Annotated in this window: 29 protein-coding genes; 10 read left to right on the plus strand and 19 right to left on the minus strand. The window is 48.1% G+C overall.

Annotation, left to right across the window (positions count from 1 at the left end):
• The first annotated feature begins 168 nt into the window (after nt 1-168).
• Complete coding sequence (cssR, locus tag AC1DN5_RS00305; RefSeq protein WP_045925993.1) at nt 169-846, plus strand: two-component system response regulator CssR; 678 nt, start codon at nt 169-171, stop codon at nt 844-846.
• On the plus strand, nt 843-2198 hold the full coding sequence (gene cssS / locus AC1DN5_RS00310; RefSeq protein WP_064778637.1) for a two-component system sensor histidine kinase CssS: 1356 nt from the start codon (nt 843-845) through the stop codon (nt 2196-2198). Before cssR ends, cssS begins: the two co-directional genes overlap by 4 nt.
• Before the next feature lie 27 nt (nt 2199-2225).
• On the opposite strand, the gene spxO is transcribed toward cssS, so the two are convergent.
• Entirely contained in the window at nt 2226-2390 is a 165-nt protein-coding gene (spxO, locus tag AC1DN5_RS00315) for an anti-adapter protein SpxO (protein ID WP_101605372.1), read from the minus strand.
• A 178-nt stretch (nt 2391-2568) separates the two neighbouring features.
• Between spxO and AC1DN5_RS00320 the strand changes: the two genes are divergently transcribed.
• A complete protein-coding gene (locus AC1DN5_RS00320) occupies nt 2569-3444 on the plus strand; it encodes a TetR/AcrR family transcriptional regulator (RefSeq protein ID WP_016937979.1) in 876 nt (291 codons plus the stop codon).
• A gap of 36 nt (nt 3445-3480) precedes the next feature.
• Here AC1DN5_RS00320 and fumC read toward each other — a convergent pair whose 3' ends face one another.
• Nucleotides 3481-4869: a class II fumarate hydratase gene (gene fumC, locus AC1DN5_RS00325; RefSeq protein WP_327814523.1), complete on the minus strand. Its 1389-nt coding sequence runs from the start codon at nt 4867-4869 to the stop codon at nt 3481-3483.
• A 67-nt stretch (nt 4870-4936) separates the two neighbouring features.
• Nucleotides 4937-5122 carry a YvzF family protein gene (locus tag AC1DN5_RS00330; protein ID WP_016937977.1) on the minus strand — a complete coding sequence of 62 codons (186 nt, stop codon included), beginning with the start codon at nt 5120-5122 and terminating at the stop codon, nt 4937-4939.
• A gap of 116 nt (nt 5123-5238) precedes the next feature.
• On the opposite strand from AC1DN5_RS00330, the gene AC1DN5_RS00335 reads away from it, so the two are divergent.
• Genes AC1DN5_RS00335 through AC1DN5_RS00345 form a run of 3 tightly spaced genes read left to right on the plus strand, consistent with a single transcriptional unit; the run spans nt 5239 to nt 8865 of the window.
• The gene (locus AC1DN5_RS00335; protein WP_045925989.1) at nt 5239-6681 is read left to right on the plus strand and encodes a spore germination protein; all 1443 of its coding nucleotides are present in this window, start codon (nt 5239-5241) and stop codon (nt 6679-6681) included.
• Nucleotides 6656-7756: a spore germination protein gene (locus AC1DN5_RS00340; RefSeq protein WP_095241361.1), complete on the plus strand. Its 1101-nt coding sequence runs from the start codon at nt 6656-6658 to the stop codon at nt 7754-7756. The genes AC1DN5_RS00335 and AC1DN5_RS00340 overlap by 26 nt, the downstream gene beginning before the upstream one ends.
• A complete protein-coding gene (locus AC1DN5_RS00345) occupies nt 7753-8865 on the plus strand; it encodes a Ger(x)C family spore germination protein (RefSeq protein WP_016937974.1) in 1113 nt (370 codons plus the stop codon). Before AC1DN5_RS00340 ends, AC1DN5_RS00345 begins: the two co-directional genes overlap by 4 nt.
• A gap of 43 nt (nt 8866-8908) precedes the next feature.
• On the opposite strand, the gene liaR is transcribed toward AC1DN5_RS00345, so the two are convergent.
• The 11 genes from liaR to AC1DN5_RS00400 all read right to left on the minus strand — a co-directional run bounded on the left by liaR (nt 8909) and on the right by AC1DN5_RS00400 (nt 18747).
• Entirely contained in the window at nt 8909-9541 is a 633-nt protein-coding gene (gene liaR, locus AC1DN5_RS00350) for a two-component system response regulator LiaR (RefSeq protein ID WP_366969776.1), read from the minus strand.
• Nucleotides 9519-10601, minus strand: coding sequence for a two-component system sensor histidine kinase LiaS (gene liaS, locus AC1DN5_RS00355; RefSeq protein ID WP_045925986.1), 1083 nt, complete (start codon nt 10599-10601; stop codon nt 9519-9521). Before liaS ends, liaR begins: the two co-directional genes overlap by 23 nt.
• Complete coding sequence (liaF, locus tag AC1DN5_RS00360) at nt 10598-11329, minus strand: cell wall-active antibiotics response protein LiaF (RefSeq protein ID WP_016937971.1); 732 nt, start codon at nt 11327-11329, stop codon at nt 10598-10600. The genes liaS and liaF overlap by 4 nt, the downstream gene beginning before the upstream one ends.
• Before the next feature lie 28 nt (nt 11330-11357).
• Complete coding sequence (liaG, locus tag AC1DN5_RS00365; RefSeq protein ID WP_366969778.1) at nt 11358-12227, minus strand: LiaG family protein; 870 nt, start codon at nt 12225-12227, stop codon at nt 11358-11360.
• 105 nt (nt 12228-12332) lie between these two features.
• Entirely contained in the window at nt 12333-13010 is a 678-nt protein-coding gene (gene liaH / locus AC1DN5_RS00370) for a stress responsive protein LiaH (RefSeq protein WP_047477575.1), read from the minus strand.
• A 13-nt stretch (nt 13011-13023) separates the two neighbouring features.
• Nucleotides 13024-13404 carry a protein liaI gene (locus AC1DN5_RS00375; protein ID WP_188154470.1) on the minus strand — a complete coding sequence of 127 codons (381 nt, stop codon included), beginning with the start codon at nt 13402-13404 and terminating at the stop codon, nt 13024-13026.
• Nucleotides 13405-13571: 167 nt separating this feature from the next.
• Nucleotides 13572-14840, minus strand: a complete 1269-nt coding sequence (locus AC1DN5_RS00380) for an MFS transporter (protein WP_016937967.1) — start codon at nt 14838-14840, stop codon at nt 13572-13574.
• 164 nt (nt 14841-15004) lie between these two features.
• Nucleotides 15005-15574 carry a cob(I)yrinic acid a,c-diamide adenosyltransferase gene (locus AC1DN5_RS00385; RefSeq protein WP_366969780.1) on the minus strand — a complete coding sequence of 190 codons (570 nt, stop codon included), beginning with the start codon at nt 15572-15574 and terminating at the stop codon, nt 15005-15007.
• Complete coding sequence (locus AC1DN5_RS00390; RefSeq protein ID WP_366969781.1) at nt 15571-16797, minus strand: ABC transporter ATP-binding protein; 1227 nt, start codon at nt 16795-16797, stop codon at nt 15571-15573. Before AC1DN5_RS00390 ends, AC1DN5_RS00385 begins: the two co-directional genes overlap by 4 nt.
• Nucleotides 16794-17840, minus strand: a complete 1047-nt coding sequence (locus AC1DN5_RS00395; RefSeq protein WP_045925979.1) for a FecCD family ABC transporter permease — start codon at nt 17838-17840, stop codon at nt 16794-16796. Before AC1DN5_RS00395 ends, AC1DN5_RS00390 begins: the two co-directional genes overlap by 4 nt.
• The gene (locus AC1DN5_RS00400) at nt 17803-18747 is read right to left on the minus strand and encodes an ABC transporter substrate-binding protein (RefSeq protein ID WP_047477560.1); all 945 of its coding nucleotides are present in this window, start codon (nt 18745-18747) and stop codon (nt 17803-17805) included. The genes AC1DN5_RS00395 and AC1DN5_RS00400 overlap by 38 nt, the downstream gene beginning before the upstream one ends.
• 188 nt (nt 18748-18935) lie before the next feature.
• On the opposite strand from AC1DN5_RS00400, the gene AC1DN5_RS00405 reads away from it, so the two are divergent.
• A complete protein-coding gene (locus AC1DN5_RS00405) occupies nt 18936-19727 on the plus strand; it encodes an SDR family NAD(P)-dependent oxidoreductase (RefSeq protein ID WP_016937962.1) in 792 nt (263 codons plus the stop codon).
• A 48-nt stretch (nt 19728-19775) separates the two neighbouring features.
• On the opposite strand, the gene AC1DN5_RS00410 is transcribed toward AC1DN5_RS00405, so the two are convergent.
• The 5 genes from AC1DN5_RS00410 to AC1DN5_RS00430 form a co-directional block, all read right to left on the minus strand.
• The gene (locus AC1DN5_RS00410; protein WP_045925977.1) at nt 19776-20654 is read right to left on the minus strand and encodes an SMP-30/gluconolactonase/LRE family protein; all 879 of its coding nucleotides are present in this window, start codon (nt 20652-20654) and stop codon (nt 19776-19778) included.
• Between the two features lie 66 nt (nt 20655-20720).
• A complete protein-coding gene (locus AC1DN5_RS00415) occupies nt 20721-22463 on the minus strand; it encodes a HAMP domain-containing sensor histidine kinase (protein WP_060964297.1) in 1743 nt (580 codons plus the stop codon).
• Nucleotides 22460-23167 carry a response regulator transcription factor gene (locus AC1DN5_RS00420; protein ID WP_016937959.1) on the minus strand — a complete coding sequence of 236 codons (708 nt, stop codon included), beginning with the start codon at nt 23165-23167 and terminating at the stop codon, nt 22460-22462. The genes AC1DN5_RS00415 and AC1DN5_RS00420 overlap by 4 nt, the downstream gene beginning before the upstream one ends.
• A 172-nt stretch (nt 23168-23339) precedes the next feature.
• A complete protein-coding gene (gene rsoA, locus AC1DN5_RS00425; protein ID WP_016937958.1) occupies nt 23340-23576 on the minus strand; it encodes a sigma-O factor regulator RsoA in 237 nt (78 codons plus the stop codon).
• A 3-nt stretch (nt 23577-23579) separates the two neighbouring features.
• Nucleotides 23580-24110: a sigma-70 family RNA polymerase sigma factor gene (locus AC1DN5_RS00430; RefSeq protein ID WP_095241447.1), complete on the minus strand. Its 531-nt coding sequence runs from the start codon at nt 24108-24110 to the stop codon at nt 23580-23582.
• Between the two features lie 240 nt (nt 24111-24350).
• Here AC1DN5_RS00430 and AC1DN5_RS00435 point away from each other — a divergent pair, with 240 nt between their 5' ends.
• The 3 genes from AC1DN5_RS00435 to AC1DN5_RS00445 all read left to right on the plus strand — a co-directional run bounded on the left by AC1DN5_RS00435 (nt 24351) and on the right by AC1DN5_RS00445 (nt 26271).
• A complete protein-coding gene (locus AC1DN5_RS00435; protein ID WP_016937956.1) occupies nt 24351-24506 on the plus strand; it encodes a YvrJ family protein in 156 nt (51 codons plus the stop codon).
• 116 nt (nt 24507-24622) lie between these two features.
• Complete coding sequence (locus AC1DN5_RS00440; RefSeq protein WP_016937955.1) at nt 24623-25783, plus strand: oxalate decarboxylase family bicupin; 1161 nt, start codon at nt 24623-24625, stop codon at nt 25781-25783.
• Nucleotides 25784-25848: 65 nt separating this feature from the next.
• On the plus strand, nt 25849-26271 hold the full coding sequence (locus tag AC1DN5_RS00445; protein ID WP_016937954.1) for a regulatory YrvL family protein: 423 nt from the start codon (nt 25849-25851) through the stop codon (nt 26269-26271).
• The last annotated feature ends 10 nt before the right edge of the window (nt 26272-26281 follow it).

The raw sequence follows: 26281 nt of genomic DNA on the forward strand, positions 1-26281 counted from the left end.
AATGTGTTTGAACATGTTATCTTCCCCGCTTTTTTTCTTCCTTTCTTCCCTTATACACATCATAAACAAACATTGTGGGATAAAAATGAAAAGAATATGTGAAATTATGAAAATGCGGCCTGAGTGTGTTAAAACTAGTATAATGACGTTGAAAGGATGTGAAATGCCTTGTCATACACCATTTACCTAGTTGAAGATGAGGATAATCTGAATGAACTGCTCACAAAATATTTAGAGAATGAAGGCTGGAACATTACATCTTTCACAAAAGGCGAAGAAGCCAGAAAGCAGATGCAGCCGTCTCCACACCTGTGGATTCTTGACATCATGCTGCCGGATACGGACGGCTATACATTAATAAAAGAAATAAAAGAAAAAGATCCCGATGTGCCGGTCATTTTCATTTCCGCCCGGGATGCCGATATTGACAGAGTTCTCGGGTTAGAGCTTGGAAGCAATGATTATATCGCCAAGCCTTTTTTGCCGAGAGAGCTCATTATACGGGTTCAAAAACTGCTGGAGCTTGTGTATAAAGAACAGCCCGCTCCCAAAAAAACCGGCCTCACCGTTTCCTCCTACAATGTGATCGAAGATGCCAGAGAGGTTTATGATGAAACCGGCAGCCTGGTCAATTTGACGTCTAAGGAATTTGATCTGCTGCTTTTATTTCTTCACCATAAAGGACACCCCTTTTCCAGGGAAGATATCCTGCTGAAAATATGGGGCCATGACTATTTCGGCACTGACCGGGTGGTCGATGATCTTGTGCGGAGGCTGCGGAAAAAAATGCCCGGCTTAAAGGTTGAAACCATTTACGGATTCGGCTACAGGATGATGACGTCATGAAAAATAAGCCGCTTGCTTTTCAAATATGGGTGGTCATCTCGGGTATCCTTTTAGCCATCTCGATTCTGCTGCTCGTGCTGTTCTCAAATACGCTGCGGGATTTTTTCACGGATGAAACGTACACGACCATTGAAAATGAACAGCATGTGCTGACGGAGTACCGGCTGCCCGGGTCGATCGAGCGGGGATATTACAGTGAGGACGCGACCGCTCCGACGACTTTCCGATCCGTTCAGCACGTTCTTTTGCCGGAGCGGGAGGAATCGGCGAGCGACAAAGATTTAAACTACTTTTCTTCTTCCTTTATCCATAAGGTGTACAAGCTCGCGGGCCGCCAGCACAGCGTCACGAAACGATACAGCGCGGACATCGGCGGGGAAAAAGTGTTTTTCGTCATTAAAAAAGGCCTCACCATTAACGGTCAGGATGCGATGATGCTGTCATATGCGCTTGATTCTTACCGTGATGATCTGTCATACACCCTGTTTAAGCAGCTGCTCTTTATCATTGCCGGCGTCATTTTGTTGAGCTGGATTCCGGCGATTTGGCTTGCCAAATATCTCTCTCGTCCGCTCGTCTCCTTAGAGAAGCATGTCAAACGGATTTCCGAACAGGACTGGGATGATCCGGTCATCGTCGACAGAAAAGATGAAATCGGAAAATTAGGCCACACCATTGAAGACATGCGGAGCAAGCTGGTGCAAAAGGATGAAACGGAAAGAACGCTCCTGCAAAATATCTCTCATGATTTAAAAACGCCTGTCATGGTGATAAGGGGCTATACTCAATCAATAAAGGACGGGATTTTTCCTAAGGGGGACCTGAAAAACACAATTGATGTCATTGAAGGCGAAGCAGAAAAGCTTGAGAAGAAAATTAAGGATTTATTATATTTAACGAAGCTTGATTATTTAATGAAGCAGCGGGTGCACCATGAGACATTTGACCTTGTGAAAGTCACGGAAGAAGTCATTGAGCGGCTCAAATGGGCCCGGAAGGAATTATCGTGGACCGTTGAAACAGAAGATGTATTGATGATGCCCGGTGATCCGGAACAATGGGGCAAGCTCCTCGAAAACATTCTTGAAAATCAAATCCGCTATGCGGAAACGGCGATTCACATTCGGATCAGCCAAAATCAGCAGCAGATTGTCATGACGGTTAAAAATGACGGGCCTCCGATTGAGGATGAGATGCTATCCAGCTTGTACGAGCCTTTTAATAAAGGGAAGAAAGGCGAGTTCGGCATAGGACTCAGCATCGTAAAACGGATTTTAACCCTGCATAAAGCATCAATTTCAATTGAAAATGACCAATCGGGTGTAATCTATCGGATTATCATACCAAAGTAGACTGTAGTGTTTCATTGCAGTCTTTTTTTATGTGAAGGAGTAGCCGTTAAAATCTCTGTAGTTTGTTTTCAGCGGTTTTCGGCATTGATGAACCCATTTCTTTTCACAAATCGTCTTTTTCGGATATTTCACCTTTTCGACTTTAATTCCTCTGTTTCGCAAGCGGCTGATCATTTCATCTAATTCTTTCATTTTCAGATTCACCCTTTCGCCAGAACTTTGACCATTCGGTCAGCTCACTTTATAATATAAATAAAACAAAACAAAAAAACAAGTTACAATCAGGTTAAATTTACAGAATATCAATATGACCATATAGTCACACACGTGAAGCATAAGCCAGCCTCCTGGCTCCGAAAGGGTGGAACCATTGAAGGAAAAAGAAAAGCTGATTATTGAAGCAGCAATTAAACTGTTTGCCCGAAAAGGGTACAAATCAACATCGGTTCAGGAAATCGCCGATGAATGCAAAATCTCAAAAGGCGCTTTTTATCTTCACTTTCCTTCCAAAGAAGCACTGCTTCTGTCCATGCTGAATTACTACTATGATAAAACGTTTACCCGAATCACGACGATCCAAACGGAGGGTGACAGCCCGAGAGCCGCTTATCAAAAACAGCTTGCGGTGTTTTATGAATCGATTCTCGCCCATAAAGATTTTATTACCGTGCAGATGAAAGACGGTTCACTTCCTTATACCGAAGAAGTGGCCCAGTGCGGAAAGAGAATCCGCCGGTCGATCCTGCAGTTTCATATCGACAGTCTTCTTGCTATTTACGGAGAAAAAGCCGAACCATACACCGCCGAGCTTTGTTTTTTAATAGAAGGAATCAGTCAGATGTATCTTGAATATCTCATTCTGACCGGCCGGTCTGTACAGCCTGCGCTTCTCGCAAATACCGTGATTCACAGAATTGATGACATCGTAAACGGAATGGCGGACAGACATGATGAAGCGTTTATTTCTCTTGATGAGGCAAGCTCACTGTTTGGGCCCCTTCATAACGGGAAGCCCGATCCTTTAAGCCAATCAATCTTGCAGACCCTCCGTGCGCGCATCAGCACGATGGACAAGCCGCAAGCATCTGAATACACCGAGAGCTTGGATATTCTTGAAGCGGAAATGAAGAAAAAGTCGCCGAAACCGGCAATCATCAAAGGAATGATTCTGAATTTGAAGGAATCCGACCTGCTGGCTGAAGATGCAGAACAGCTCAGATTTTTACTGAAACAGCAGTTTATTTAGAAGAACGGCCGCAATGACTGCAGCCGTTCTTTCTGTTTATGCTTTCGGGTGCACCATATCTTCCGGACGCACCATTTCATTAAATTGTTCTTCTGTCAGAAGGTTCAGCTGTAATGCCGCTTCTTTCAGCGTCAGGCCTTCTTTGTGGGCAAGCTTGGCGATTTTTGCCGCGTTTTCATAACCGATGTGCGGGTTAAGCGCCGTGACAAGCATTAATGAGTTAGAAAGATTTTCCTGAATGGTTTCCTGGTTCGGCTCAATACCGACAGCGCATTTGTCATGGAAGGAATTCATTCCGTCACTGAGAAGCTGCACTGTCTGCAGGAAGTTATAAATGATAACCGGCTTGAAGACGTTCAGCTCGAAGTTTCCTTGGCTGGCCGCAAATCCGATTGTCGCGTCATTTCCCATCACTTGCGCGGCGATCATTGTCAGCGCCTCACTTTGCGTCGGGTTGACTTTGCCCGGCATGATAGAGCTTCCCGGCTCATTTTCAGGAATGACGATTTCGCCGATTCCGCAGCGCGGGCCGCTTGCCAGCCATCTGACATCGTTGGCAATCTTCATCAGGTCGGCAGCCAATGCTTTTAACGCGCCGTGAACGTGAGTGATTTCATCATGGCTTGTCAGCGCATGGAATTTGTTAGGCGAGCTTTTGAACGTCTGCCCCGTTACTTTTGTGATTTCTTCCGCGACGAATTCACCGAACTGCGGGTGGGCGTTGATTCCGGTACCGACTGCCGTGCCGCCGATGGCAAGCGCGCGGATTTTTTCCGTTGACTCAAGAATCATTTCTTTAGAACGGTCAAGCATGTATACCCAGCCGCTGATTTCCTGTCCGAGTGTCAGCGGAGTCGCGTCCTGCAAATGCGTGCGTCCGATTTTCACAATGTCTTGATACGCTTTTGCTTTTTCGTCAAGTGTCGCGCGCAGCTGATCAAGTGCCGGAACGAGCTGCTCATATACGGCAAGGACCGCCGCAACATGCATCGCCGTCGGGAATGTATCGTTTGAGCTTTGGCTGCGGTTGACATCATCATTCGGATGAATCTTCAGATCAGAATTTTTTTCTTTCAATAAAGCAGTCGCGCGGTTGGCCACCACTTCGTTCATATTCATGTTGCTTTGTGTGCCGCTTCCCGTCTGCCAGACAACGAGCGGAAAGTTATCGTCGTATTTGCCGTTTAATACGTCATCACATACAGCGGCAATCGCCTGTGCTTTTTCAGACTCTAAATTGCCGAGGCGTTCGTTAGCGATCGCCGTGCTCCTTTTTAAAATTGCAAACGCCTTCACAATACGCTGAGGCATTTTTTCTGAACCGATTTTGAAGTTCTCTTTGCTGCGCTGTGTCTGAGCGCCCCAAAATTTATCTGCCGGAACTTTAACTTCTCCCATGGTGTCTTTTTCAATTCTGTAGTCCATTTATGTATCCCTCCATAACAGTTGCTTCACCCTGAGTATTATTCGCCAGTAACCGATGAAACCCTTTTTATTTTTCGGTCTTGGCCGTTTTTAATTTCAGCTCAAGATAGACGCGCGAATCCTTAGAGTATTTGTACTTCGGATTTGTTTTTCGGTATTCCTTCGACGTGTAAGCCACTTCGTAATGCGCTTCAAATGATTTGATGAGCTGTTCTATTTCTTCGGCATTTCCTGCCAGTCTGACTTGTGCCACATCTCTCCTCCGCTTTCATAAAAAAACTTGTACCACTAATTACTTTATCATAGTATATCATTTTTTTAACAGGAAAAGATAACCTCAATTAAGGAATGGAAGGCGGGTGACAGTTGATGGCGCAATCGGAATTCAAGGAATACATACACATAAACCTGGCTATGGTGCTGCCCCACCTAGAGCCGAACGATGACCTGGTTCAAAATAAAAAGATGCTTCCGAACGGGCTTGTTTTTTATTATATGTATCTGAGTGAAATGAACGATGAAGACAAAATAAAAGAAGCGATTGAAACGCTGCTGCAGGGAGAAGACACCCTGACGCTGGAGGCAGTGACGAAGCGTCTTGATCAGATTGACGCCCGTCCCGTCACTGCGGCGAAAGAAGCCGTCACTTCCATTCTGCGGGGGAAATGCGCCGTGTTTATTAACGGCCTTGATAACGTATACATTCTTTCCACGGGAAAAAGAGAAAAAAGAAGCGTGACAGAGCCTACCTCCGAAAAGGTTGTAAGAGGGCCTAAGGTCGCTTTCATAGAGGATTCTGATACAAACGTCGCCATGATCAGGCAGCGGACGAACCATCCGAAGCTGAAAACGAAAAAGGTTCCGCTCGGAGAAAGCAAGTTAAAATACGCCACTGTCATGTACATAGATGATGAGGCTGACCCGTCTGTCGTCAGCGATGTTTTAAAACGTCTCAGCGAAGTGAAGCTGGACGACATTCAGGATTCCGGGACGCTTGAAGAGCTTATTGAGGATAATAAGTATTCGCCGTTTCCGCAAATACAAAATACGGAACGGCCTGATAAAGTCTCCTCCGCCTTGTTTAACGGCCGCGTCGCCATCCTTGTCGACAACTCACCGTTTGCGCTGGTGGTTCCGGCTTCTTTAGGAATGTTAATGCAGTCTCCCGACGATTATTATGAACGGTGGATTTCCGCCTCGCTCATTCGGGCGCTGCGGTTTACGTCTATTTTTATCACACTGTTTTTTTCAGCCATTTATATCGCCCTCGTCTCGTTTCACCAAGGGCTTCTGCCGACGCCGCTTGCAGTCACTATCTCGGCGAACAGAGAAAACGTTCCCTTTCCGCCCATCATTGAAGCAATGGTGATGGAAATTACGATAGAACTGCTGAGAGAAGCGGGTTTGAGGCTCCCTAACCCGCTCGGCCAGACGATCGGATTGGTGGGCGGAGTCGTCATCGGCCAGGCGGCCGTTGAAGCGAATATTGTCAGCTCCATCATGGTCATCGTGGTCAGCATTGTCGCGCTCGCTTCATTCACGGTGCCGCAGTACGGAATGGGGCTTTCATTCCGTGTGCTCCGTTTCATTTCAATGTTTGCTGCGGCAGCATTCGGGCTGTACGGCATGATTTTATTTATGCTGGCGATATACACCCATTTATCGAGACAGCGAAGCTTCGGTTCTCCATATTTCTCGCCGAATGGGTTTTTCAGCTTAAAAAACGCAAGCGATTCCATTCTCCGTCTCCCTATTAAAAATCAACCAAAAGAGGCGAAAAACGTAAATGAGCCAGAAAACAACTCACAATAAACTTACAAGCTATCAAGGGACGGCATTGATTGCCAACACGATGCTCGGGGCGGGGCTCCTCACCATGCCGCGGTCGCTGTCAGCGAGGGCAAATTCGCCGGACGGCTGGATCGCATTATGTCTGGAAGGCGTCATCTTTATCTTTTTGATTTATCTCAATACGCTCATTATGAAAAAGCATCAATACGGATCGTTTTTTGATTATATGAATGAAGGTCTCGGCAAATGGGCGGGCAATATCGTCAACCTGGTGATCTGTCTCTATTTTATAGGAGTCGCCAGCTTCGAAGCCCGTGCGATGGCGGAAATGGTCAAGTTCTTTTTATTGGAAAAAACCCCCGTTCCGGTCATGCTGATTATCTTTATCGCCTGTTCCGTTTATTTGATTATCGGCGGCATGAGTGATATCGGCAGGCTCTTTCCTTTCTATTTAATGATTACGATTATTATTTTGCTGACGGTGTTTTCCTTCAGCTTTAAAATATTTGATATAGACAACTTGCGGCCGGTGCTCGGCCAGGGATTTTCTCCCGTTATGGCCTCTTTGACCGTCGTTTCTGTTTCCTTCTTGGGCATTGAAATTATGCTGTTTCTCCCAGAGTACCTTAAAAATAAACAGCACACGTTCCGCATGTCGGCCATTGGCTTTGGCATCCCGATTATTTTATACATCATTACCTACGTGCTCGTCGTCGGCGCCTTAACCACCCAGGATGTCAAAACAATGATCTGGCCTACGATCGCGCTCTTTCAATCATTTGAAATCAAAGGGCTTTTTATCGAACGGTTCGAGTCCTTTTTACTTGTTGTCTGGATTATCCAATTTTTCGCCACCTATGTATCGTACGGATATTTCGCGACATCTGGCCTTCATAAAATTTTCGGGCTGAAGCAGAAAAAAGGCATCATCTTCGTAGGGATTGCGACATTCTTGGGGGCATTGATGCCAAAGGACGCGAACAAGCTGATGATGTTCAGTGATATTCTCGGCTATATCTTCTTAGGTTTCTTTTTGCTGCCTTTACTGATGTTTGCAGTCGTCGCTGTGAAAAGGAAGGTGAAAAAAGCGCAATGAAGAAATACATCGTAATCTTTCTTTGCTCATTGCTTTTGACGGGGTGCTGGGACAGCCGTAATATAGAAGACTTGAGCCTCGTTATCGGCGTCGGGCTCGATAAACCTGAGGAAGAAAACGTGGAAGTGACGCAGCAGATTCTGATACCGCAAAAAGCAAGTTCCCAGCAGTCGACATCAAGTAATCCGACAAAGGTGACTTCCACTTCCGGGGAAACTGTTCACCAAGCCTTAAGGACGGCATCGTTAAAAAATCACCCCGCTTTCTCCCAGCACTTGCGCATCATGCTGTTTTCCGAAGCGCTGTTAAAGGACAACATCCCGTTTGACGCATTAATGAACCAGTTTGTCAGGGACAACGGAACGAGAAGAAGCTGCAATGTGATGACGGTGCCGGATAAAACGAAAGATATTTTCAATGTCAGCGACCAGGGGGAGCCTGCGTCAAATACCATCTATGACTTAACGGAAAATAATGCCGTCACCATCCGAATGATGGAGCCTGTGACATTGGGGGAAATATCCGAGAGAATCGCCAAGGGCGAAACCTTTGCCCTTCCTCAAGTGCGCAAAGTGGGCAGCAGACTGGAAATCTGGGGCGCTACCATTATAAAAAATAAATTCTGGTATGCGAATTTAACGCCTTTACAAGTCCAGAATATGAACCTGTTCACAGGGACGGTAAAAGGGGGCGTCACGTTTGCAAAGCATGACAATTATTATTTATCCTTCGAGGTATTTTCAAGCAAATATGATGTAAAAACACAATATAAAAACGGAAAATTCAAGTTTATCGTTACCCGATTTGTTGAAGGCCGCCTGTCTGAGGATTGGAACCCGAAAGAAGATTCCTTCAAGGAGTCCTATATAAATGAAATCAAAAACGCGGTAAAACGAAGCATCCATTCGGATGTCATGACATTCATCGATTATCTGCAGCATGATTTAAAAGTGGATATTACCGGGTTAGGCGACCAGGTCCGTATTCATTACCCCGATAAGTGGCAAAAGGTGGCCTCTGACTGGGACCGTCATTTCAGTGAATCAGATATTGAATACAAAGTCAAAGTCGCCGTCAGAGATTTCGGAACAAAAGGAATGTCCCAATGACCTGTCCTGCGGGGAGAGTGTGCATAGCACCGCTCTCCTTTTTTCATTTCACGAGATGATTGCGGTGGGCATATACGGCTGCCTGCGTGCGGTCACTGACATCAAGCTTTGACAATATATTCGTGATGTGGGTTTTCACCGTTTTAATCGTTATGAACAGCTCGTCCCCAATCTCTTTATTCGTCTTGCCTTCCGCGACGAGACAGAGGATTTCCAATTCTCTCTTTGTCAGCGTTTCATGCGGAAGCTGATTCTCTGAATGGCGCAGCCTTGACAGCACTTTTCCCGCCACCTTCGATTCAAGCTTCGGTTCGCCCTTGGCAGCCGCTCTGATGGCTTCGGCTATTTCCGCCGCCTTGGACGTTTTCAGCAAATAGCTGAGCGCTCCCGCTTCGATTACCGGGTACACTTTATCGTCATCAATAAAGCTCGTCAGCACGATGATTTTCGGGTCATCGAGTTTGGCGCAGATCTGTCTCGTCGCTTCGATGCCGTCCATGCCGTCCATGACAAGATCCATTAAAATCACATCCGGCAAAAGCGCGGCGGCCAGATCGACGCCCTGCTGTCCATCTGATGCTTCACCGGCGACTTCAATGTCCGGCTGTGCTTCTAAAAACGCGGCCAGACCCATCCTGACCATTTCATGATCATCAATCAGTAACACTCGAATCACTGTCGTTCTCTCCTTTTGTTTTCTCGTAAATCGGGACTTTCACGTCGATCTGCGTGCCTTTTCCCTTCACTGAGATAATTTCCGCTATGCCGCCGATTTCGCTCGCTCTTTCCTTGATGGAATGCAGACCGTAAGAGGACGCTTTGACTTGATCCATTGTAAAACCCGCGCCGTTATCAATAACTTTAAGCTGAAGTTTTTGATGTTTCGCGCCGAGTCTGACAGTGACCTTGGTCGCCTTTGAATGCCTGAAAACATTGGAAAGCGCTTCTTGTACGATTCGGAACAGATGGTCTTCAACGCCTTTTGACACACCCGTGTCGCTGATATCCCACTCAATATCAAGCGGCTGCTTCGCTTTGAACTCTTTTAACAGCTCAATCAGCCCTTCTTTCAAGCCTTTTCCTTCTAACGTGACAGGCCGCAGGTGCAATAGCAGCGCCCGCATTTCGTTTTGCGCTTCACCCGCCATATGTTCAACCATGCGAATCCGTTTGACGATTTTGTCATCCGCATCTTTCACCTGCTCTAAGACGGCGGAAGTCATCATAGAGATGGCAAAGAGCTGCTGGCTGACGGCATCGTGCAGATCGCGCGCCAGCCGCTGGCGTTCTTCAGTGATGACCGATTTTTTCATTTGATCCTGCCATTCCGCCCGCTCGTTGGAAAGCTTTTGCAGCGATGTGACCTGCAGCTCGACCCGCTTGGCCATTTCGTTGAGCTGGTCTGCCGCCAGACCGATTTCATCATCACCGAGCGGCGGCACCCGATAAGCGAAATTGCCGTTTTCAAATTTCAAAACCGCTTCAATCAGTGTATCCATTCTCGTTTTCAGACGGCCGCCGTATACATAACCGGAAATCAGTCCGGCCGAAAGGGACGCCAAAAGCAGGATGACCACAAACGGAATACCGAACCAGCCGGAAGAAAACAAAAGCATCGGATCAAGCCCGTAATATAACAGCATCAGCGCAATAAACACCGCGCAAAGGAGCAGACTGAGCCCCGCGGTCATCCGCATGGCGCGCCACTGAATATTGGCGAGTAATTTTTTCCTCATAAATACTTCACATCCACATCGCCGATGAATAGAGAAATTGATATTTTAATCCGCCGCGGCGAGTCGCCGTACTCAGAAGACACTTTATACAGATTCGTGCTCATGCCGCTTTTCTTAGAGCCGAGCAGGTTCATATCGCCGATAAAAGCTGATGAACTGACGGACACTTCGATATCGGACGGGACGTACACATCAACATTGCCGATGACGCCGCTGATTGTCATCGTGCTTTCTCCTTCAGGTATCATCGCCTTTGATAGATCAATTTTCACATCACCGATAAACCCGGAAACATTTAAATCATTCAGCTCAAACGGGTCCTTCATCATGCGCAGCTCGCCGATAAAAAAGCTGCGGAGGTCCGGCTGTCTGCTTTCCGGCTGGACGGCCGGCTTTGGCTGTTCTTCTTTTTCAAGGCTGATTTTCTTTTCTTTATGCTCAAATACGCGCTTTCCTTTCAGAAGCCTGTAGCCCGCGTAAATGAGAAAGGCGGCGAAGGCATAGCCGAACAGGCTGAAGGTGGCGCTGAACAGGTTTCTCAAAAATAAAAAAGCGGCAAAGATATACAGGACGGAGCCGAGCCAGCCGCGGGAGTATTTATTAAAAATATAGCCTGTGATCAGAAAAAAGAGCGGCCAAAACAGGAAGTCGCCAATGCCGATAATACGTAAAAACATGCTGACGCCTAATAAGGCGATGATAAGTCCGAGAATCTGTTTTTTTGCCATGTCAGCTGCTTGCCCCTCCTTTCCTTGTCTATTGCAGTGCAATATTGCCGCTCGTCACTTTTATATCTATCGGCCTGGCGCCGCTGCCTTTCATGCCGGTGAAGGTCCCGCCTTCCTTACTCGTTTTTTCAAAGGAATAGGACGGCTGAATCCTTCCGCTTGCCGTTTCGGCGTTTACCGTAAAATTCCCGTCTTTCGTCAGGCTGATGGCTGCGCTGCCGCTCGCAAGCCTGACGGATACGGGAGCGTTCGCCGTCTCAAGCGAGGCGTCGACACTGCCGGAAGCGCTCCTCACGTCAAGGGCTCCCTTCACATGATGAAGCCTGGTATGTCCTGAGGATGAGCGGACTTCCGCCGTTTCAGCCGCAAGATCGGCTGCTTCGAGATCGCCCGACAGCCCTTTTGCTTTAAACACATCCGTCTTCACATGCTTCAGCGATATGTTCCCGCTTACAGAACGGACGCCGAGATGTGCAAGAGACAGCCCCTTGTTTCCGTCAACGGAAATGCTTCCGCCTGATGTTTGGACAGTGATGTCCTGATGATACTCATACGGGATGCGGACAATCAGCAGAGGACGCTGGAAGAGATTCAAAAATTGGAATCGTTTCTCCTTCGCTTTGAGATTGAGGGTTTTCCCCCTGCTTTGGACAAACATTTTCCCCGCTGGTCCGGTCATGTTTGCCGCGATGTCATTCCGCTCTTCCGCAATGATTTTCACATCCGTCTGTTCCGACGAAACGGACAGGCTTTTGACGGCATGAGGCGGCACGCTTGCCGATACCGATTCTGTTTCGTACAGCGGAAACAAACGCCCGGCAAACACTTCTTTCACCAAAAACAGACAGCAGATCAGAACGGACGCCGCCATCAGCCCTTTGGCAATCTTACGCTTCATTACGTTCCATCCTTTTTCATTCATTTTATTATAAAGGAAAAGCCGGATAATTGATACGTGCGTATAGGGAAGAGGCGTAAAAGCGCCGACCTTCCCTTGTGCACATTATTCATGAGCCGCTTTTTGATGCTCTGCTTTTTCCAGAGAAAGCGAGCGCATTTTTTCAAGCTCAGCTTCGACCTCGTCCGAATATTGCGAGCGGCTGTGTTCTGTATTCGCCTCAGCCGAAGTGCCGTATTTGACGCGGACTTCCATTTCTTCAATGCGGTTTTCCATTCGGAGAAACTCTCTGTAGGCGCTTTCGCTGTCAATCTTGTCAAAAGAAGCGTTCATATGTTCCTTCGCTTTAGCCGCGTTGGCGCGGGCGATGAGCGCCTGTTTTTTATCCTTTACGTCGCGAAGACGCGTTTCCAGGGTTTCCAGCTGTTCTTTCAGCTCGGCCAGCTGTGTTTTCGCCTGCTCGTACGCTTTTTCATGTTCGGCCGCTTTTCCCTCAAGGTATTTCATTTCAGTCAAAGCCTTTTTCGCAAGCTCCTCTTCCCCGGCGTCAAAAGCAAGCTGAGCCTGATTTTTCCGCTTTGCCGCCGTTTCGGAAGCGTCCTCCTGTTTTTTCTTAAACTGATGGACGATCGTGTGCTGTTTGACGATCGTTTGTTTCGCCTTGGCGATGTCACTTTCCATATCACGCACATATTGATTCAGCATGACTTTCGGATTTTCTAATTTATCAAGCCCTTCGTTAACAGATGCGACGAACATATCTCTTATTCTTTTTAAGACCATTTTGTCTTCCTCCTTATTTTTTCTTCAAAAATTCTTCCCATTCAGAGTCAAAGCCGGATTGGTAGCCCGGTGATGCCGCTTCGGGTTCATACTGGCGGGAAGCGGTGTCTGAGCCGCCCTGCTTCATCATTTTCCATCCGCCATACACCATAGCGCCGGCCAGTCCGATGGCAACGATAAATGGAAGAGAGCCGACAAGAATCATAGCTCCGATGACGCCCGCGATGATGCCGGATACGGCGCGGCCGTTTGAGAAACGTTTGATTCCCCAATAAAGCATCAGGCCTCCGATCGCAAGCGGGATGATAAACGCGAAGTGGCCTCCTCCTAAAAAGACAGAAAGTCCGAACACAATCAGCAGAAAGCCGCCTGCCGTTTTTACATTTATATTCATGCAGATCCTCCTTTCGATTTCCTTGTCTTTACTATAAACAAATCCCCCGGCCGGCAAAACGAATCAGAGATTGATTTTCATATCAGACCGGAGTCGTATAAGCCCCCCGACCCTTACGACAAAAAAACGCCGCTGCACCGGACGGCGCAGGGCGTTTTACAAGAATGCTATATTCTGATGCTCGCTTCTTTTTCCTTGATGAGATCAGTGCGTTCCGCTTTGGCAAGCTTCGTAAAGAACAATATCCCGAGACCTGACAGGACTTCAACGAGACCTCCGGCGGCAATGACTTTTCCGGGACCGAAGGCGTTAGCCGCATATCCGCAAAGAACCGCACCGAGCGGAATGGATATGTTGGAGATCATATGGATGACGGCATAGACCTGCGGCTGATCATCATGGTCCACAGACGTTTGAATAATGGTATACTCCGGGACATTTATGGCGCTGACGGCCGATCCGAACGCAAACGCCGCAAGGAAGACGAGCGGCAGAAACGTGTTGATGCCGGTGATGAAAAATGCCGCCCCTTCTATGATTCCCGCTGACACAAACAGGAGACCGTATTTGTTCACCTTCACCTTAGCCAAAATAAAACCCATTAAAAAAGCTCCGCCCGTGCCTGTCGCTTTCAGAAGCGAGTAAATGATCGGCGGCATATGTAAATCTTCGGCGACGTAAACGGCGGAAAGCGCCTCCCACGGAGCGGCCGCAAAGTTCATGAAAATACAATAGATGGCGAGCGGGTATAAAATCTGGTGTTTTCTGACGAGCACAAAACCCCGTTTAAGCCTTCCGAAATACGTCCCGCGCTGTCTGACGGCGGCGGTATCCTGTTTGTCATGCTGAACTTGGTATGACATAAAGAGTACGAGAAAACCTGATAGAAGATAGAATATAAGTGCGATAAACAAAGAATAGGCGGGACTGATAAATGTTAAAAACACCCCGCTCAGCGTAATGGCGGCAAGCCTGACGATCTGGCCTGATGACTGGATGACCGCATTCGCTTTCTGCAGGCTGTTTTCTCCGACAATATTGGGGATTAAAGAGATAGATGCAGGATTATAAGCAGCTCCGGTGGCTGAATGCACAATCATGAGAAGCATCACAAACCATAAAGGAGAAAAACCGTTAAAATAACAGACCGGAATGATTAACACGACCGCCGCGCGCGTGAGGTCTGAAAAATACATCCAGAATTTCAGCGTATGCTGCTTCATAAAAGGCCCGGTAATCGGCGCCAGCATCGCCTCCGGAAGGAACGTAACCGCAATTAACAGCGCCGTGCCGATCGCCCCTTCACCGTCAAAAATCAAAAACCAGAGAATGGAATTAAAGGCAAAACCGTCTCCCGACAATTTAACAAGCCTTGAGATAAACAGAAAGGTGAAATTTTTATTCCAGATGCTCTCGCTCTTATGATTTGTATCCATCTATCAAATCCCCCATTTTTTTACAATGTTTCTTATAATATCTCATTTTTTAATTTTTCAGTCAATAATGCATAAGATACATTTTCCTTCTGGCAATAAGGGTTCAATTGATGGATATCGCCGTTAAAAACAGCCGGCTTCCTCTCGCCGGCTGAATCAAAACGTTATTCATCTTCACGGAATACTGCGGCGCTTCTTTCATACTCTATATCTTTCACGCCATGTCTTGCGTTGACTGCTCTTGCCGCCGCGAAAAAATAATCAGACAGGCGGTTCAAGTAACACATCACTGTGTCATTTATCTCTTCTGTTCTGCCCAGTTTCACGATGAGACGCTCCGCCCGTCTTGTGACGGTCCTGGCAATGTGAAGCTGAGCAGCCGCCTTATGCCCGCCCGGAAGAATAAATTTTTCAAGCGGAGGCGCTTCAGCGGTATAACGGTCTATGCAGGCTTCCAGCACGGTAATAGATTTCTCTCTTAATGTATAGCTCTTATTCTCCGTGACAGTCGCCAAGTCGGCGCCGCAGTCAAACAGCTCATGCTGAATGTTTCTGAGTTCGGCTTTCAGATCACCGCAATTCTCACAATCATCAAGCTCCGCAAGCGCAAGCCCGATAAAGCTGTTCAGCTCATCTATCGTCCCGTAGCTTTCAACCCGCAGACTGTCTTTATCCGTTCTGCCGCCGATCAGGCTTGTCTGTCCTTTATCGCCGGTTTTCGTATACAGCTTCATCGTTCTGTTCCTCCTTCTTCCGCCGCTTTTACACATGCCGCGGTTCCTCTTCTCACAGCTTTTTCCGCATGACGGACGTCCATTACCTTTCCTGTCTGCCAGGCACAAATGACAATGTCGCCGTTTGCCTGTCTGCCGGAAAGAGCCTGCATTCTCGCTTCCGTTGCTGCCGTTAACAGCCGTACAAATCCTTGTTCAGATAAGCGGCCGCTGATGAGTGCCCAAACGGTGTGCTTGGCGGTCACGGCAATCGTTATCGAATCAAACGTCCGGCAGACAAAACCAGCCGCCGCTGATCCGGTAAGCCGGCGGCTCCACGAAAAGCCTGAGCCGTCAGATGCGGTTGACAACATTCTGAACGGACGGTCTGTTTGAAGCGTTACGGTATTTCCGCTTTTGTTTATCAAAGAGGCGAACTGAACGCTGGCGGACTCTCTTTCCTCCCGCACTTCCGGCATGAAGGCGATCAGCGGTTTCGGTGACGCTTTTTGGCCGACAGCACTGACGGTGATGCCGTAAATGTCTTCAATCGTTTCTTTTTTCAAAGCCTGATCCGGCGTCTGCTTCGAAAAAGCGCGTCCGTCTTTCATCATCAGGAGCTGATCACAGTATTGTCCTGCGGCGTTGAGGTCGTGAAAAATACTGATGACCGTCAGGCCGCTTTCTCTCGTCAGCCGCTTCACCGTATCAAGCAGGTCTTTTTGATATTTGAGATCAAGAAATGTCGTCGGCTCATCCAGACACAGCACCTCAGGCTGCTGAGCCAGCGCCTGCGCCAGAAAGACGCGCTGCCGCTCCCCGCCGCTCAGATTGCGGACGGATTGCTGTGCATATCGGTCGATGCCGGTCATTTCCATCGCTTCCCGGACAATGTCTTCGTCATGTTGATCCATCTGTCTGAAGAGTCCTTTTTGATACGGGTATCTGCCGAAAGACACCGTTTCCTTCACGGTAAATGAAAAGGCTTGCTCCGTATGCTGCGGCAAAACGGCCATGATTTTCGCAAGCTCCCGCGGCTTGTATCTGCCCGCGGGCCTGCCTGCGACAAGCACCTCGCCTTTTGACGGAGAAAGCATCCCCGTCAGCAATTTCATCAGCGTTGTTTTTCCTGAGCCGTTCGGACCGAGTATGCCGACAAATTCACCCTTTTCGGCGGTAAAGCTGACATCCTCTACAATCATCCGGCCTCCGTACCCGCCGGACAGGCTGCTCACCCTGATCATAAGCGTTTCCCTCCATGATGCTGGCGAAGCAGAATCAAGGCAAATACAGGCGCTCCCGCCAAAGCCGTCATAATGCCGATCGGCAATTCGACAGGTTCAATGACGGTGCGGGAAAACAAATCAGCCAAAATGAGAAAACCGGCGCCCGTCAATGCTGACAGCGGGAGTAAATGGCGATGATCCGTTCCCCATAAAAGCCGTGTCACATGAGGAATGACAAGGCCGACAAATCCGATTGTCCCCGATACGGCAACCGCTCCTCCCGTCAGCAGAGATCCGGCAGCGATCATCAGCAGTTTTCTTTTTCCCGTACTGACGCCTAACAGCCTTGCCTTTTCTTCTCCATAAGTCATAATGTTTAATTCTCTGCCATTGATAAGCAGAAGCGCCGTCCCGGCCAGAAAAAAAGGCAGAAACAGCGCGACATAGCCCCAGCCCCTCATTGACACGCTTCCTAACAGCCAGCGCACAATTGGGAGCAGGTCATTTCCCGTTAAAGCGATCACAAGCGAAATGAGAGCTCCGAGAAAAGAATTCATGATGATGCCTGTCAAAATGAGCGTCGAAACAGACATCGACGCATGAACGAGACGGCTGAAAAACAGAACCGCCGCCATGACCGCAATGGCTGCGGCGATGCTGACAACCGGAAGTGTGAACCGGCCGATGACGGGAATCTGGAGGCCGAAAAACAAGGTGATCACGGCTCCCGCCGAAGCTCCCGAAGACACCCCGAGTGTATAAGGGTCGGCGAGCGGATTTTTCAGAAGTCCCTGAAACGCCGCTCCCGCAATGGATAACGCGGCTCCGACAAGGGCGGCCAGCACGACTCTCGGCAGGCGGATATTCATCATAATATTGACATTCATAGGGTCAGCCGAGGATGTCCGGCCGATCCCGATCCAAAAAACGTCGGATAAAGGAATATGCAGACTGCCGATTGAAATGCCAAGCGCCGCACAAACGGCTAAAAACAGCAGGCTGACCGCGTAAGCCAGCGGCCGGTTACTTTTTAAACGTTTCAGGATAAACGCTTTCCGCAAGCTTCTCGACCCCTTTTACAAGGCGCGGGCCTGAGCGTGTGACAAGGTCAGGATCAACAGAATAGACGTTGTGGTGTTTGACCGCATTGACGGCACCCCAGCCGGCGCGTTTTTCCACTTCAGCGGCCTTTACGCCGTCTGTCGTAATGATGACGTCCGGATTCATTTTGACAATCGCTTCATCCGTCAGCTGCACCCAGCCGGTCTGGCTGCCGGCGGCGTTTTTCGCATGTATATCTTCAAGCATTTCGTTCATAAACGTGCCCTTTCCCGTTGTATAGCCGTCAGGAGAAACCTCGACGAATACTTTCTTTTCATCTTTTTCAGAAATCGCCGCCGCTTTCTTTTCTATGCCGGAAAGGTCGGATTTCATCTTTTTGATCAGCTTGTCCGCCTGCTTTTCTTTGCCGGCTGCTTTTCCGATCATACTGATTGATTTGTACACGTCTTGGAACGATTGCGCATCATTGACCGTTAAGACGGTGATGCCCGCATCTTTTAACTGCTTCATCGCATCGGCGGAAGCAGACATTGAGGACGCGTGGGCCAGCACGAGATCCGGCTTCAGCGCGATGACTTTCTCAGCGTTTACATTCATATCTCCGACTTTCGGTTTTTTTGCAGCTTCTTTCGGATATGTATCATTGGTCGTGACGCCTGCGACCTTATCTCCCAGTCCGAGCGCGTATGTAATTTCCGTATTGCTCGGCATGAGGGAGACGATTTTTTCGGGCGCCTGCTTCATGGTTACTTTGTCATTTGCGGCATCCTTGATGGTTACCGGGAATGCCTCGGTTGAAACGGCTTTTTGTTTGGCCGGGCTTCCTTCTTCTTGCGCGCCGGAACAGCCGGCGGACACAACGGCGGTGACAAAGAGCGCCGCCCAGACGGCAGTGATCTTCTTCATTCTTTTAAATCCCCCTGATTATGGTAAGCGATTGTCTTCTTGACATTCGTATCCTTTTTTCGCAGTAATTATACTATAAGTCTTGAAGGCTTGTATATCCGGCCTTTTTTGCATGAAAGCAAATGATTCGTAAACACTAAAATTCATCATGTATACTGTTACACAATGGAGTAAAAAGGAGGATCATCATGGAATTACAGCTTGAACGAAAACTCGTATTAATCACAGGATCAACTTCCGGCATCGGAAAAGCCGCGGCAAAAAGCTTTTTAACCGAAGGCGCCGAGGTGATTGTAAACGGAAGAAAAAAAGAAACCGTTGAACGGACGGTCGAGGAGCTTTCCGCTTACGGAACGGTTCACGGCATCGCCGCAGATTTATCGCGTCAGGAGGAGGCCGATGACCTGATTAAGCGCGCCGCCGGAATCGGGGAAGTCGATATTCTCGTTAATAACCTCGGTTTTTTCGAAGTAAAGGACTTCGCGGATGTATCTGATGACGAATGGACCCGGTATTTTGAAGTGAATGTCATGAGCGCCGTGCGCCTGTGCCGGCGTTTTCTGCCGCAAATGCTTGAAAGAAACAGCGGACGGATTTTGAACATCTCCAGTGAAGCCGGTGTCAAACCGCTTGCGCAAATGATTCCGTATTCAATGACGAAAACGGCGTTAATCAGCTTGTCACGGGGGATGGCGGAAATGACAAAAGGCACGAATGTCACGGTAAACTCTGTGCTGCCTGGACCGACATGGACCGAAGGCGTCGCTTCTTACATGGAAGGAGCCGCAAAGGCCGCTGGAGAAGATACGGACAGCTTCGTTCGGGATTATTTTAAAGTGAATGAACCGACATCTTTGATCCAGCGCTATGCGACCCCGGAAGAAGTCGCCAATACGATTGTATTTCTCGCTTCAGCTGCGGCATCTGCCATTAACGGCACCGCACAGCGGGTTGAAGGCGGCATCATCCGCTCCATTTAACAAAAAAAGCCCGGCACAATGGGACTGTTCCCATATGCCAGGGCTTTTTTACATGAGGCCTGCAAACGGAACCGGCTCCCAGCCGCCTGTCTCAAGCTCTGCGGAAAACAGGCCGCCCGCATGCGGCTGTTCAAGTCTTTCGGCTTCCGTCAATTTTTCCGTCGCGGTCGTAATGTATAATGTGTTGAGCTCCCTTCCTCCGAACGCACAGCAGGTGACGTATTTTGCGGGAACTTCAATAGATGCAATTTCCTTATGCGAAAACGGGTCAATCCGGACGGCACGGCCGCCTCCGAACAGAGCCACCCACAGCATTCCGTCACGGTCAATAGTCATCCCGTCGGGAGATCCTTGCGACTCCGGAAAGCGGTAGACCGTTTTCGGATCTGATACGGCTCCGGTTTCAGGATCGTATGCATAACAGACGATTTCCTGCGTCGGAGTATCAATATAGTACATCAGGTTTCGATCCCGATCCCAATCCAAACCGTTCGAAGTGGAGACCTGGTCTTTTATTTTGGCAAGACTGCCGTCCGTATTCAGACGGTACAGCGAAGCCTCCTCTTCTTTGCCTTCCATGCTCGTCGTCCCCGCCCATAATCTTCCGGACGGGTCGCATTTGGCGTCATTGAAACGGATATCTTCCCGCATGTCTTTCGGCTGCTTCATCTTCGTCAATGTGTCTTCCCGGAGATTGTACAGGTAAAATCCGTCTTTCATCGTCATCACCAGCTCTTCCTTTGAATACAAGGCCAGAGCCGTGACAAATGATTTGAATTTAACGGAACGGTTGATTCCGTCAGCCGGAGTGAAAATATGGAGCTGGCTGCCCAGTATATCCACCCAGTACAGGCATTGCTTGTCCTTATCCCATAAAGGGCCTTCTCCTATAACTGCTCTCGTATCTGCTCGTAATGCTGCTTCCATGTGTGAACACCTCTTCTTTTGCTTGTCAGTCTTCTATTGTTATTCCCGACAAAGCGGCGTCCAAACTCAATCTTTCTTAAAAAGAATCGTAATCACCGTTCCGGCGCTGATTCTGCTGTTGACATGAATGGTTCCGTTATGAAGGTGAACCAGCTCCTTGGCAATGGCGAGCCCGAGCCCAGTTCCTTCTGACGGCCCCTTCGTATTCGTTCCCCGGTAATAACGGTTAAACAGCTGGTGAATCGTTTCGTCGTCCATTCCTCTTCCGTTATCTTTCACCTTCAGAATGAGCTGTTCTGCTGATTCCTCAAGCACGACCCGAATGGCGGTCCCTTTCTTATTATGCTTTACCGCGTTTGCCAGCAGATTCTCCAGAATACGGCGGAACCATGCTTCATCAATGGCGAAAAGAATGTCTTCCTTTTTGGTTTCAAAGGCGATGTCATAGCCTTCCGAGAACGTGTTTTTCGTGAAATCGTTCGTGACGTTTCTGATAAACGGAACGACGTTGATCAGGCGCCGTTCGATCGGGAGGGCGGCGTTTTTCAGACGGTATGTCAAGTTCAAGTCCTCAATCAGCTTCGACATATATTCTGATTTTTCCCGGACGATCTGCCCCATTTCTTTGACTTCTTCCGGGGTCCAGTCGTATTGCTTCGATTCAAGCATCATGCTGTAGCCGTAAATCGTGCTCAGCGGGGTTTTCAAGTCATGGCTCAGCCCGGCGATCCACTCTTCCCTTGTCGCCTGGATTTTTTCTCTGTTTTTCTTATCCCGCTTCAGCGTGTCCGTCAGCTGATCCATTGATTCGAAAATCTCAGCGAAAAAGCGGAACGGCTGCTTTGTTTTGCCTTTTTTGTTTTTGCTGACCGGCTGTCCTTTGCGGTTCTTCGGCTCTTCAAGCCGGCCCTTTGATAAATTGACGAGCCATTTGATGGTATGAAACAGCGGCCAGCCGAAACGGAAAGAGTACCAGATGGTCAGGATGCAGATCATCAATACTAAGATTCCGATCAAGAGGAAGAGGGTTTTCATCACATTTCTCAGAAATGACTTGTTAAACTCATGATCGGGAATGTACACGGGATTCGGCACCGACGCGACCATCCATTTCGTTTTATCGAGTCTTTTAAAAGAAATTTCCCGCTTGTAATTCCACGGTTTGGAATTGTATTTCAGCAATTCAAGCTCATTGACGGTGTTCCGCTCTTTTTTGGTGCTGTTGATATCCCCGAGCAGTCTGCCGCTGTCTTCGAGAAGGTAGACCGCCCCTTTTTCCCGTTTAATATAATCAACCGTGCTTTTTTTATATTGAGAAAGAGAAGCGAGGGATGGCTCCTGGGACTCGATGTAAGTGAGAAGCTGCTCACTGGCGGATTTCCAGCCGAACAGAATCAGATAGGTCTCATCATTAATCGTGACCGTCCAGTAGTTCAGCTTATAGTTGTCAAAATTCCGATACTGATAAATGGATAAGAGATCTTTTCTGCTGTAATGGCTCGGGACGTCTTTCGGCACTCTGTACGCGTAGTCCGTTTTTTCTTTGTCATTAATGATCTGCAGCCAGCCCTTCTGCTTTCTGACCGACATCTTTAAAAATTCATCGACATCCCATGTGCCGTCTTCGTTTTTATCAAGCCACGCTTCAAACGAGTCTGCCGTCGCTTTAGTAAGTCCTGCATTGGCTTCCGCTTCGCTGAAACGCCAATCCAAATAGAAGAAAGAAGCGACGGCCAAAACGGACATCAGCAGGATGACAAGCAGCAGCTGACCGAAAAAGTGAAGCAGAAATTTTCCGCGCATTCTCATGAGCGGGTTCCTTTTTCTCCTTGATCGGGAATAAACCGATAACCGAGGCCGCGCACCGTCACAATATAGGACGGATTGCTGGGGTCTTTTTCAATCTTTTCTCTGAGCTTGCGGATGTGAACCATGACGGTGTTGTTGTCGCCGTAAGACGGGTAGCCCCATACTTTTTCATAGATCTGGTCTTTAGAGAGCACCACATCAGGATGTTCACAGAAATATTGAAGCAATTGCAGAAGCTGTGCGGAGCAGCTGACGGGCTCGCCCCCGACAATCAGCTCGGCGTTTTGCGGCGAATAGGAAAAATGGCTGTATGAGTACGTTTTCTCTTCGCGCTTATAGGTTCTCTTCAACGTCGCCCTGATCCGCGCCGCCAATTCAAGCGGATTAAACGGCTTTGTTATATAATCGTCAGCTCCCAATGCAAATCCTGACAGCTTATCCGCATCAGACGACCGGGCAGTCAGAAAAAAGATCGGAGCGTCGGTATAGTTCCGGATTTCGGCGCATGCCTCAAAACCGGACATGCCTTCCATCATCACATCCAGCACGAGCAGATCCGCTGTCTCATGTTTAACAAACTCAATCGCTTCCTCTGCGCTGCCTGCTGTCTTAATGTTGTGATAGCCTTCTTTGACGAGAACGCGCTTGACCATATCAACGATCGCCTTCTCATCGTCTACAATTAAAATTGACGCATTTTCCACCTTGGACGTTCCTTTCTCTTTGTTTTTTTCATCATATCATTATATGGATAAGATTTGGTACTTTTTTAGTGCGGAGGTCTTGCGGGGAAACAGAAAAGAAAAACGAGACCGGACATCTCCTCTCGTTTTTCTCGCGGTGTCAGAGCGGAATCCCAATCATCCCGCCGCTTTGTCAGGAGCTTTCATTTATAAGATGAAGAATAAATTCCCAAAATCCCGGCACTTCCTGGCATAACAGCATGTCCGCTTTCTCAACGATTTTAATCTTCAATTCCTGTTCCAGATCTTCTCTTTCCTGGTAAGACGTATTGCTCAGTTTTTTTTTTATCATTGGCGAAAAACGCGAAATCAAGAGTTCCATTTCGTCTATATCTGTTTTCCCCTTGTTGAAGTCAAATGGCCCGTTCACTGCTTATTTTCCCCCTTTTTTCTGCTTGTCCAGCTGCTTTCTGAGATTGTCGAGACCCTTTTTATGAATATTGGAAATGTTCTGCCGTGATTCCCCCAGAGACTCGGCAATCTCCTTCATTGTCGCTCCGTGAAGATAAATATTCGTCAGCACGCTTTTTTGTTTATCGGTTAACGTCTGGAGCGCTTCGTATAAATCCCTGTTTTGGACATGCTGGCTCAAATCCCCCTGCTGCCGCAGAAACTCTTCATACGCGTCTTTTCCCATTTCATAGGGAAGCGCTTCACCTCCTTCCGGCTGATCCACCGTAAGCGGATAGCGCTTCTGATTTTTGCGGATGCGCTTGTCAAAGTCGATGGAGAAAATCCGGATCATAGAATTCATATATTTGATGATCCGGATTTCCTTATAAAACTGCTTAAAATGTTCGTCCAGTGATTTTGCATCCTTCTCGTCTGAATGTTCGAGCACATTTTTAAATTTCTCGTAATGCTTAGGGTCACTCAAGAAATGTTTGACGATCGGATGTTTCATGATTTCCTTGCATTTTGACCGTAAAAGAACTTGATAGTCCATAAAACCGCCTCCTATTTAAATTAAATGAAAGAAAGCAAAAAAAAGTAAACTACTCCTTTCCGACTAAGGTTTCACACTCCTTATGTCCCGTTTTTGCCGGAACAAAAAAAGACTCTCGCCCGGATATCAGGTTTACAAGAGCAGCACGTTCTTTCACTTATATACATGACTGCAGGTCAAGTCAGGAGGTGGCTGGTGATGGATCAGGTTTTTATAGAAGAAGTTGTCAGACAGATCGGCAATCTCGGCTTTCCGGCTCTGATTGCCATGTATCTTCTCACACGGTTTGAGAAGAAGTTTGACGCCCTGATCGAGCTGATGGCGGAGCTGAAAGACCAGAAAATGAAAAATTAATTTTCACACGAAGTTGACTTTTCATCAGGACGCATCACTTAACAAAGCAGAAGGGAAAACGAAAGGCCTTTCACATTCTCTTTCTGAAAACCAAAGCTTGAGAGGAGACGATTTACATGTCAAAAGAAAACAACTGCAATATCCCGCAGCCGATCAGAGGAGACAAAGGAGCGACCGTCACGATACCGCGCAACCTTGAAAGAGACCGCCAAAACCCGGATATGCTGACGCCGCCGGAAACGGATCACGGCACGGTGGATAATATGAAATTCTCTTTCTCAGATGTGCATAACCGGCTGGAAAAGGGCGGATACGCGCGTGAGGTAACCGTCCGCGAGCTGCCGATTTCTAAAAATCTCGCATCTGTCAACATGCGTTTAAAACCGGGCGCCATCCGTGAGCTGCATTGGCATAAAGAAGCGGAATGGGCATATATGCTGACGGGCAAAGCGCGGGTCACAATTGTTGATGAACAGGGACGCAGTTTTATTGATGACGTGAAAGAAGGAGATCTGTGGTATTTCCCATCAGGCCTGCCGCACTCCATTCAGGCGCTGAAAGAAGGCTGTGAATTCCTTTTAGTCTTTGATGACGGTTCATTCTCAGAAAACAGCACGTTCCAAGTAACGGACTGGCTTGCCCACACACCGCTTGATGTCATCGCCAGCAACTTCGGGGTTTCAGAAAAAGACCTTGCCGGACTGCCGGGGAAAGAAAAATATATCTTTGAAGAACCTGTTCCCGGCAAGCTGAAAGATGACATTGTGGAAGGACCGAACGGCGAGGTGCCTTACCCGTTCACCTACCGTCTGCTGGATGAAGGTCCGACTGCTGAAACGGACGGCGGCAAAGTATATATTGCGGATTCCACAAATTTCAAAGTGTCCAAAACGATCGCTTCAGCGCTTGTCGTGGTCGAACCGGGCGCAATGAGAGAGCTGCATTGGCATCCGAATACACATGAATGGCAGTATTATATTTCCGGTAAAGGACGAATGACGGTGTTTGCTTCGGACGGCCATGCGAGAACTTTCAACTATCAGGCCGGAGATGTCGGCTACGTTCCGTTCGCCATGGGCCATTATGTAGAGAACCTGGGGGATGAGCCGCTCGTCTTCTTGGAAATCTTCAAGGATGACCACTATGCCGACGTGTCTCTGAACCAATGGCTCGCCATGCTTCCTGAGAAATTCGTCCAGCAGCATCTGGATCTGGGCAAAGACTTTACGGATATTCTTTCGAAAGAGAAACACCCTGTCGTCAAAAAGAAATGCTGAAGACACACACCGACTTGCAGAGTCCGTCTCTGCAAGTCTCCTCTGTGTAAAAAGGAGCTGAGCAGATGATCAATCAAAACGGGCCGAAATTGTTTTTTCTCCAGGTGCTCAGGTATGCCCTGGCAGCGGCCGCCGTATTATTCGGGTATTTCATCGTGATGATGACCGTTTTTTCATTAGCCGGGACGAGCTACGGATCAATGGCGTACGTCCTGCTTTTTTCCGTACTTTTTATTCTTCTCGGTTTATGTTTTGAACCGCTTGAGCGGCTGATGATACATAGCTTTACTTTTTTTAGGACGGGCAGGCTGCCTTTTCTTCTTTTAGCCAGCACCGTTCAGCTGCTGTTCCTCTGGATGACCGCGTATACGACGGATAAAATGATTGAAAAGATTTGGCTGTCAACGACCGAGGAGCTGATTGTGGCGGGGGTTTTTTTCGTTTTGGATAAATGCGTCTCCGGGCAAAAGCAGCCCCGGGCGCAATAAAAAAAACGCA

This window comes from Bacillus sp. 01N42_2, assembly GCF_056399565.1.

Excerpts from the sequence above, each read along its gene's own strand:
- cssS (WP_064778637.1), top strand. The coding sequence starts at position 843 with ATGAAAAATAAGCCGCTTGCTTTTCAAATATGGGTGGTCATCTCGGGT.
- spxO (WP_101605372.1), bottom strand. The coding sequence starts at position 2,390 with ATGAAAGAATTAGATGAAATGATCAGCCGCTTGCGAAACAGAGGAATT.
- fumC (WP_327814523.1), bottom strand. The coding sequence starts at position 4,869 with ATGGACTACAGAATTGAAAAAGACACCATGGGAGAAGTTAAAGTTCCG.
- AC1DN5_RS00335 (WP_045925989.1), top strand. The coding sequence starts at position 5,239 with ATGGCGCAATCGGAATTCAAGGAATACATACACATAAACCTGGCTATG.
- AC1DN5_RS00340 (WP_095241361.1), top strand. The coding sequence starts at position 6,656 with ATGAGCCAGAAAACAACTCACAATAAACTTACAAGCTATCAAGGGACG.
- AC1DN5_RS00345 (WP_016937974.1), top strand. The coding sequence starts at position 7,753 with ATGAAGAAATACATCGTAATCTTTCTTTGCTCATTGCTTTTGACGGGG.
- liaS (WP_045925986.1), bottom strand. The coding sequence starts at position 10,601 with ATGAGGAAAAAATTACTCGCCAATATTCAGTGGCGCGCCATGCGGATG.
- liaF (WP_016937971.1), bottom strand. The coding sequence starts at position 11,329 with ATGGCAAAAAAACAGATTCTCGGACTTATCATCGCCTTATTAGGCGTC.
- liaG (WP_366969778.1), bottom strand. The coding sequence starts at position 12,227 with ATGAAGCGTAAGATTGCCAAAGGGCTGATGGCGGCGTCCGTTCTGATC.
- liaH (WP_047477575.1), bottom strand. The coding sequence starts at position 13,010 with ATGGTCTTAAAAAGAATAAGAGATATGTTCGTCGCATCTGTTAACGAA.
- AC1DN5_RS00375 (WP_188154470.1), bottom strand. The coding sequence starts at position 13,404 with ATGAATATAAATGTAAAAACGGCAGGCGGCTTTCTGCTGATTGTGTTC.
- AC1DN5_RS00380 (WP_016937967.1), bottom strand. The coding sequence starts at position 14,840 with ATGGATACAAATCATAAGAGCGAGAGCATCTGGAATAAAAATTTCACC.
- AC1DN5_RS00385 (WP_366969780.1), bottom strand. The coding sequence starts at position 15,574 with ATGAAGCTGTATACGAAAACCGGCGATAAAGGACAGACAAGCCTGATC.
- AC1DN5_RS00390 (WP_366969781.1), bottom strand. The coding sequence starts at position 16,797 with ATGATCAGGGTGAGCAGCCTGTCCGGCGGGTACGGAGGCCGGATGATT.
- AC1DN5_RS00400 (WP_047477560.1), bottom strand. The coding sequence starts at position 18,747 with ATGAAGAAGATCACTGCCGTCTGGGCGGCGCTCTTTGTCACCGCCGTT.
- AC1DN5_RS00405 (WP_016937962.1), top strand. The coding sequence starts at position 18,936 with ATGGAATTACAGCTTGAACGAAAACTCGTATTAATCACAGGATCAACT.
- AC1DN5_RS00410 (WP_045925977.1), bottom strand. The coding sequence starts at position 20,654 with ATGGAAGCAGCATTACGAGCAGATACGAGAGCAGTTATAGGAGAAGGC.
- AC1DN5_RS00415 (WP_060964297.1), bottom strand. The coding sequence starts at position 22,463 with ATGAGAATGCGCGGAAAATTTCTGCTTCACTTTTTCGGTCAGCTGCTG.
- AC1DN5_RS00430 (WP_095241447.1), bottom strand. The coding sequence starts at position 24,110 with ATGAAACATCCGATCGTCAAACATTTCTTGAGTGACCCTAAGCATTAC.
- AC1DN5_RS00435 (WP_016937956.1), top strand. The coding sequence starts at position 24,351 with ATGGATCAGGTTTTTATAGAAGAAGTTGTCAGACAGATCGGCAATCTC.
- AC1DN5_RS00440 (WP_016937955.1), top strand. The coding sequence starts at position 24,623 with ATGTCAAAAGAAAACAACTGCAATATCCCGCAGCCGATCAGAGGAGAC.
- AC1DN5_RS00445 (WP_016937954.1), top strand. The coding sequence starts at position 25,849 with ATGATCAATCAAAACGGGCCGAAATTGTTTTTTCTCCAGGTGCTCAGG.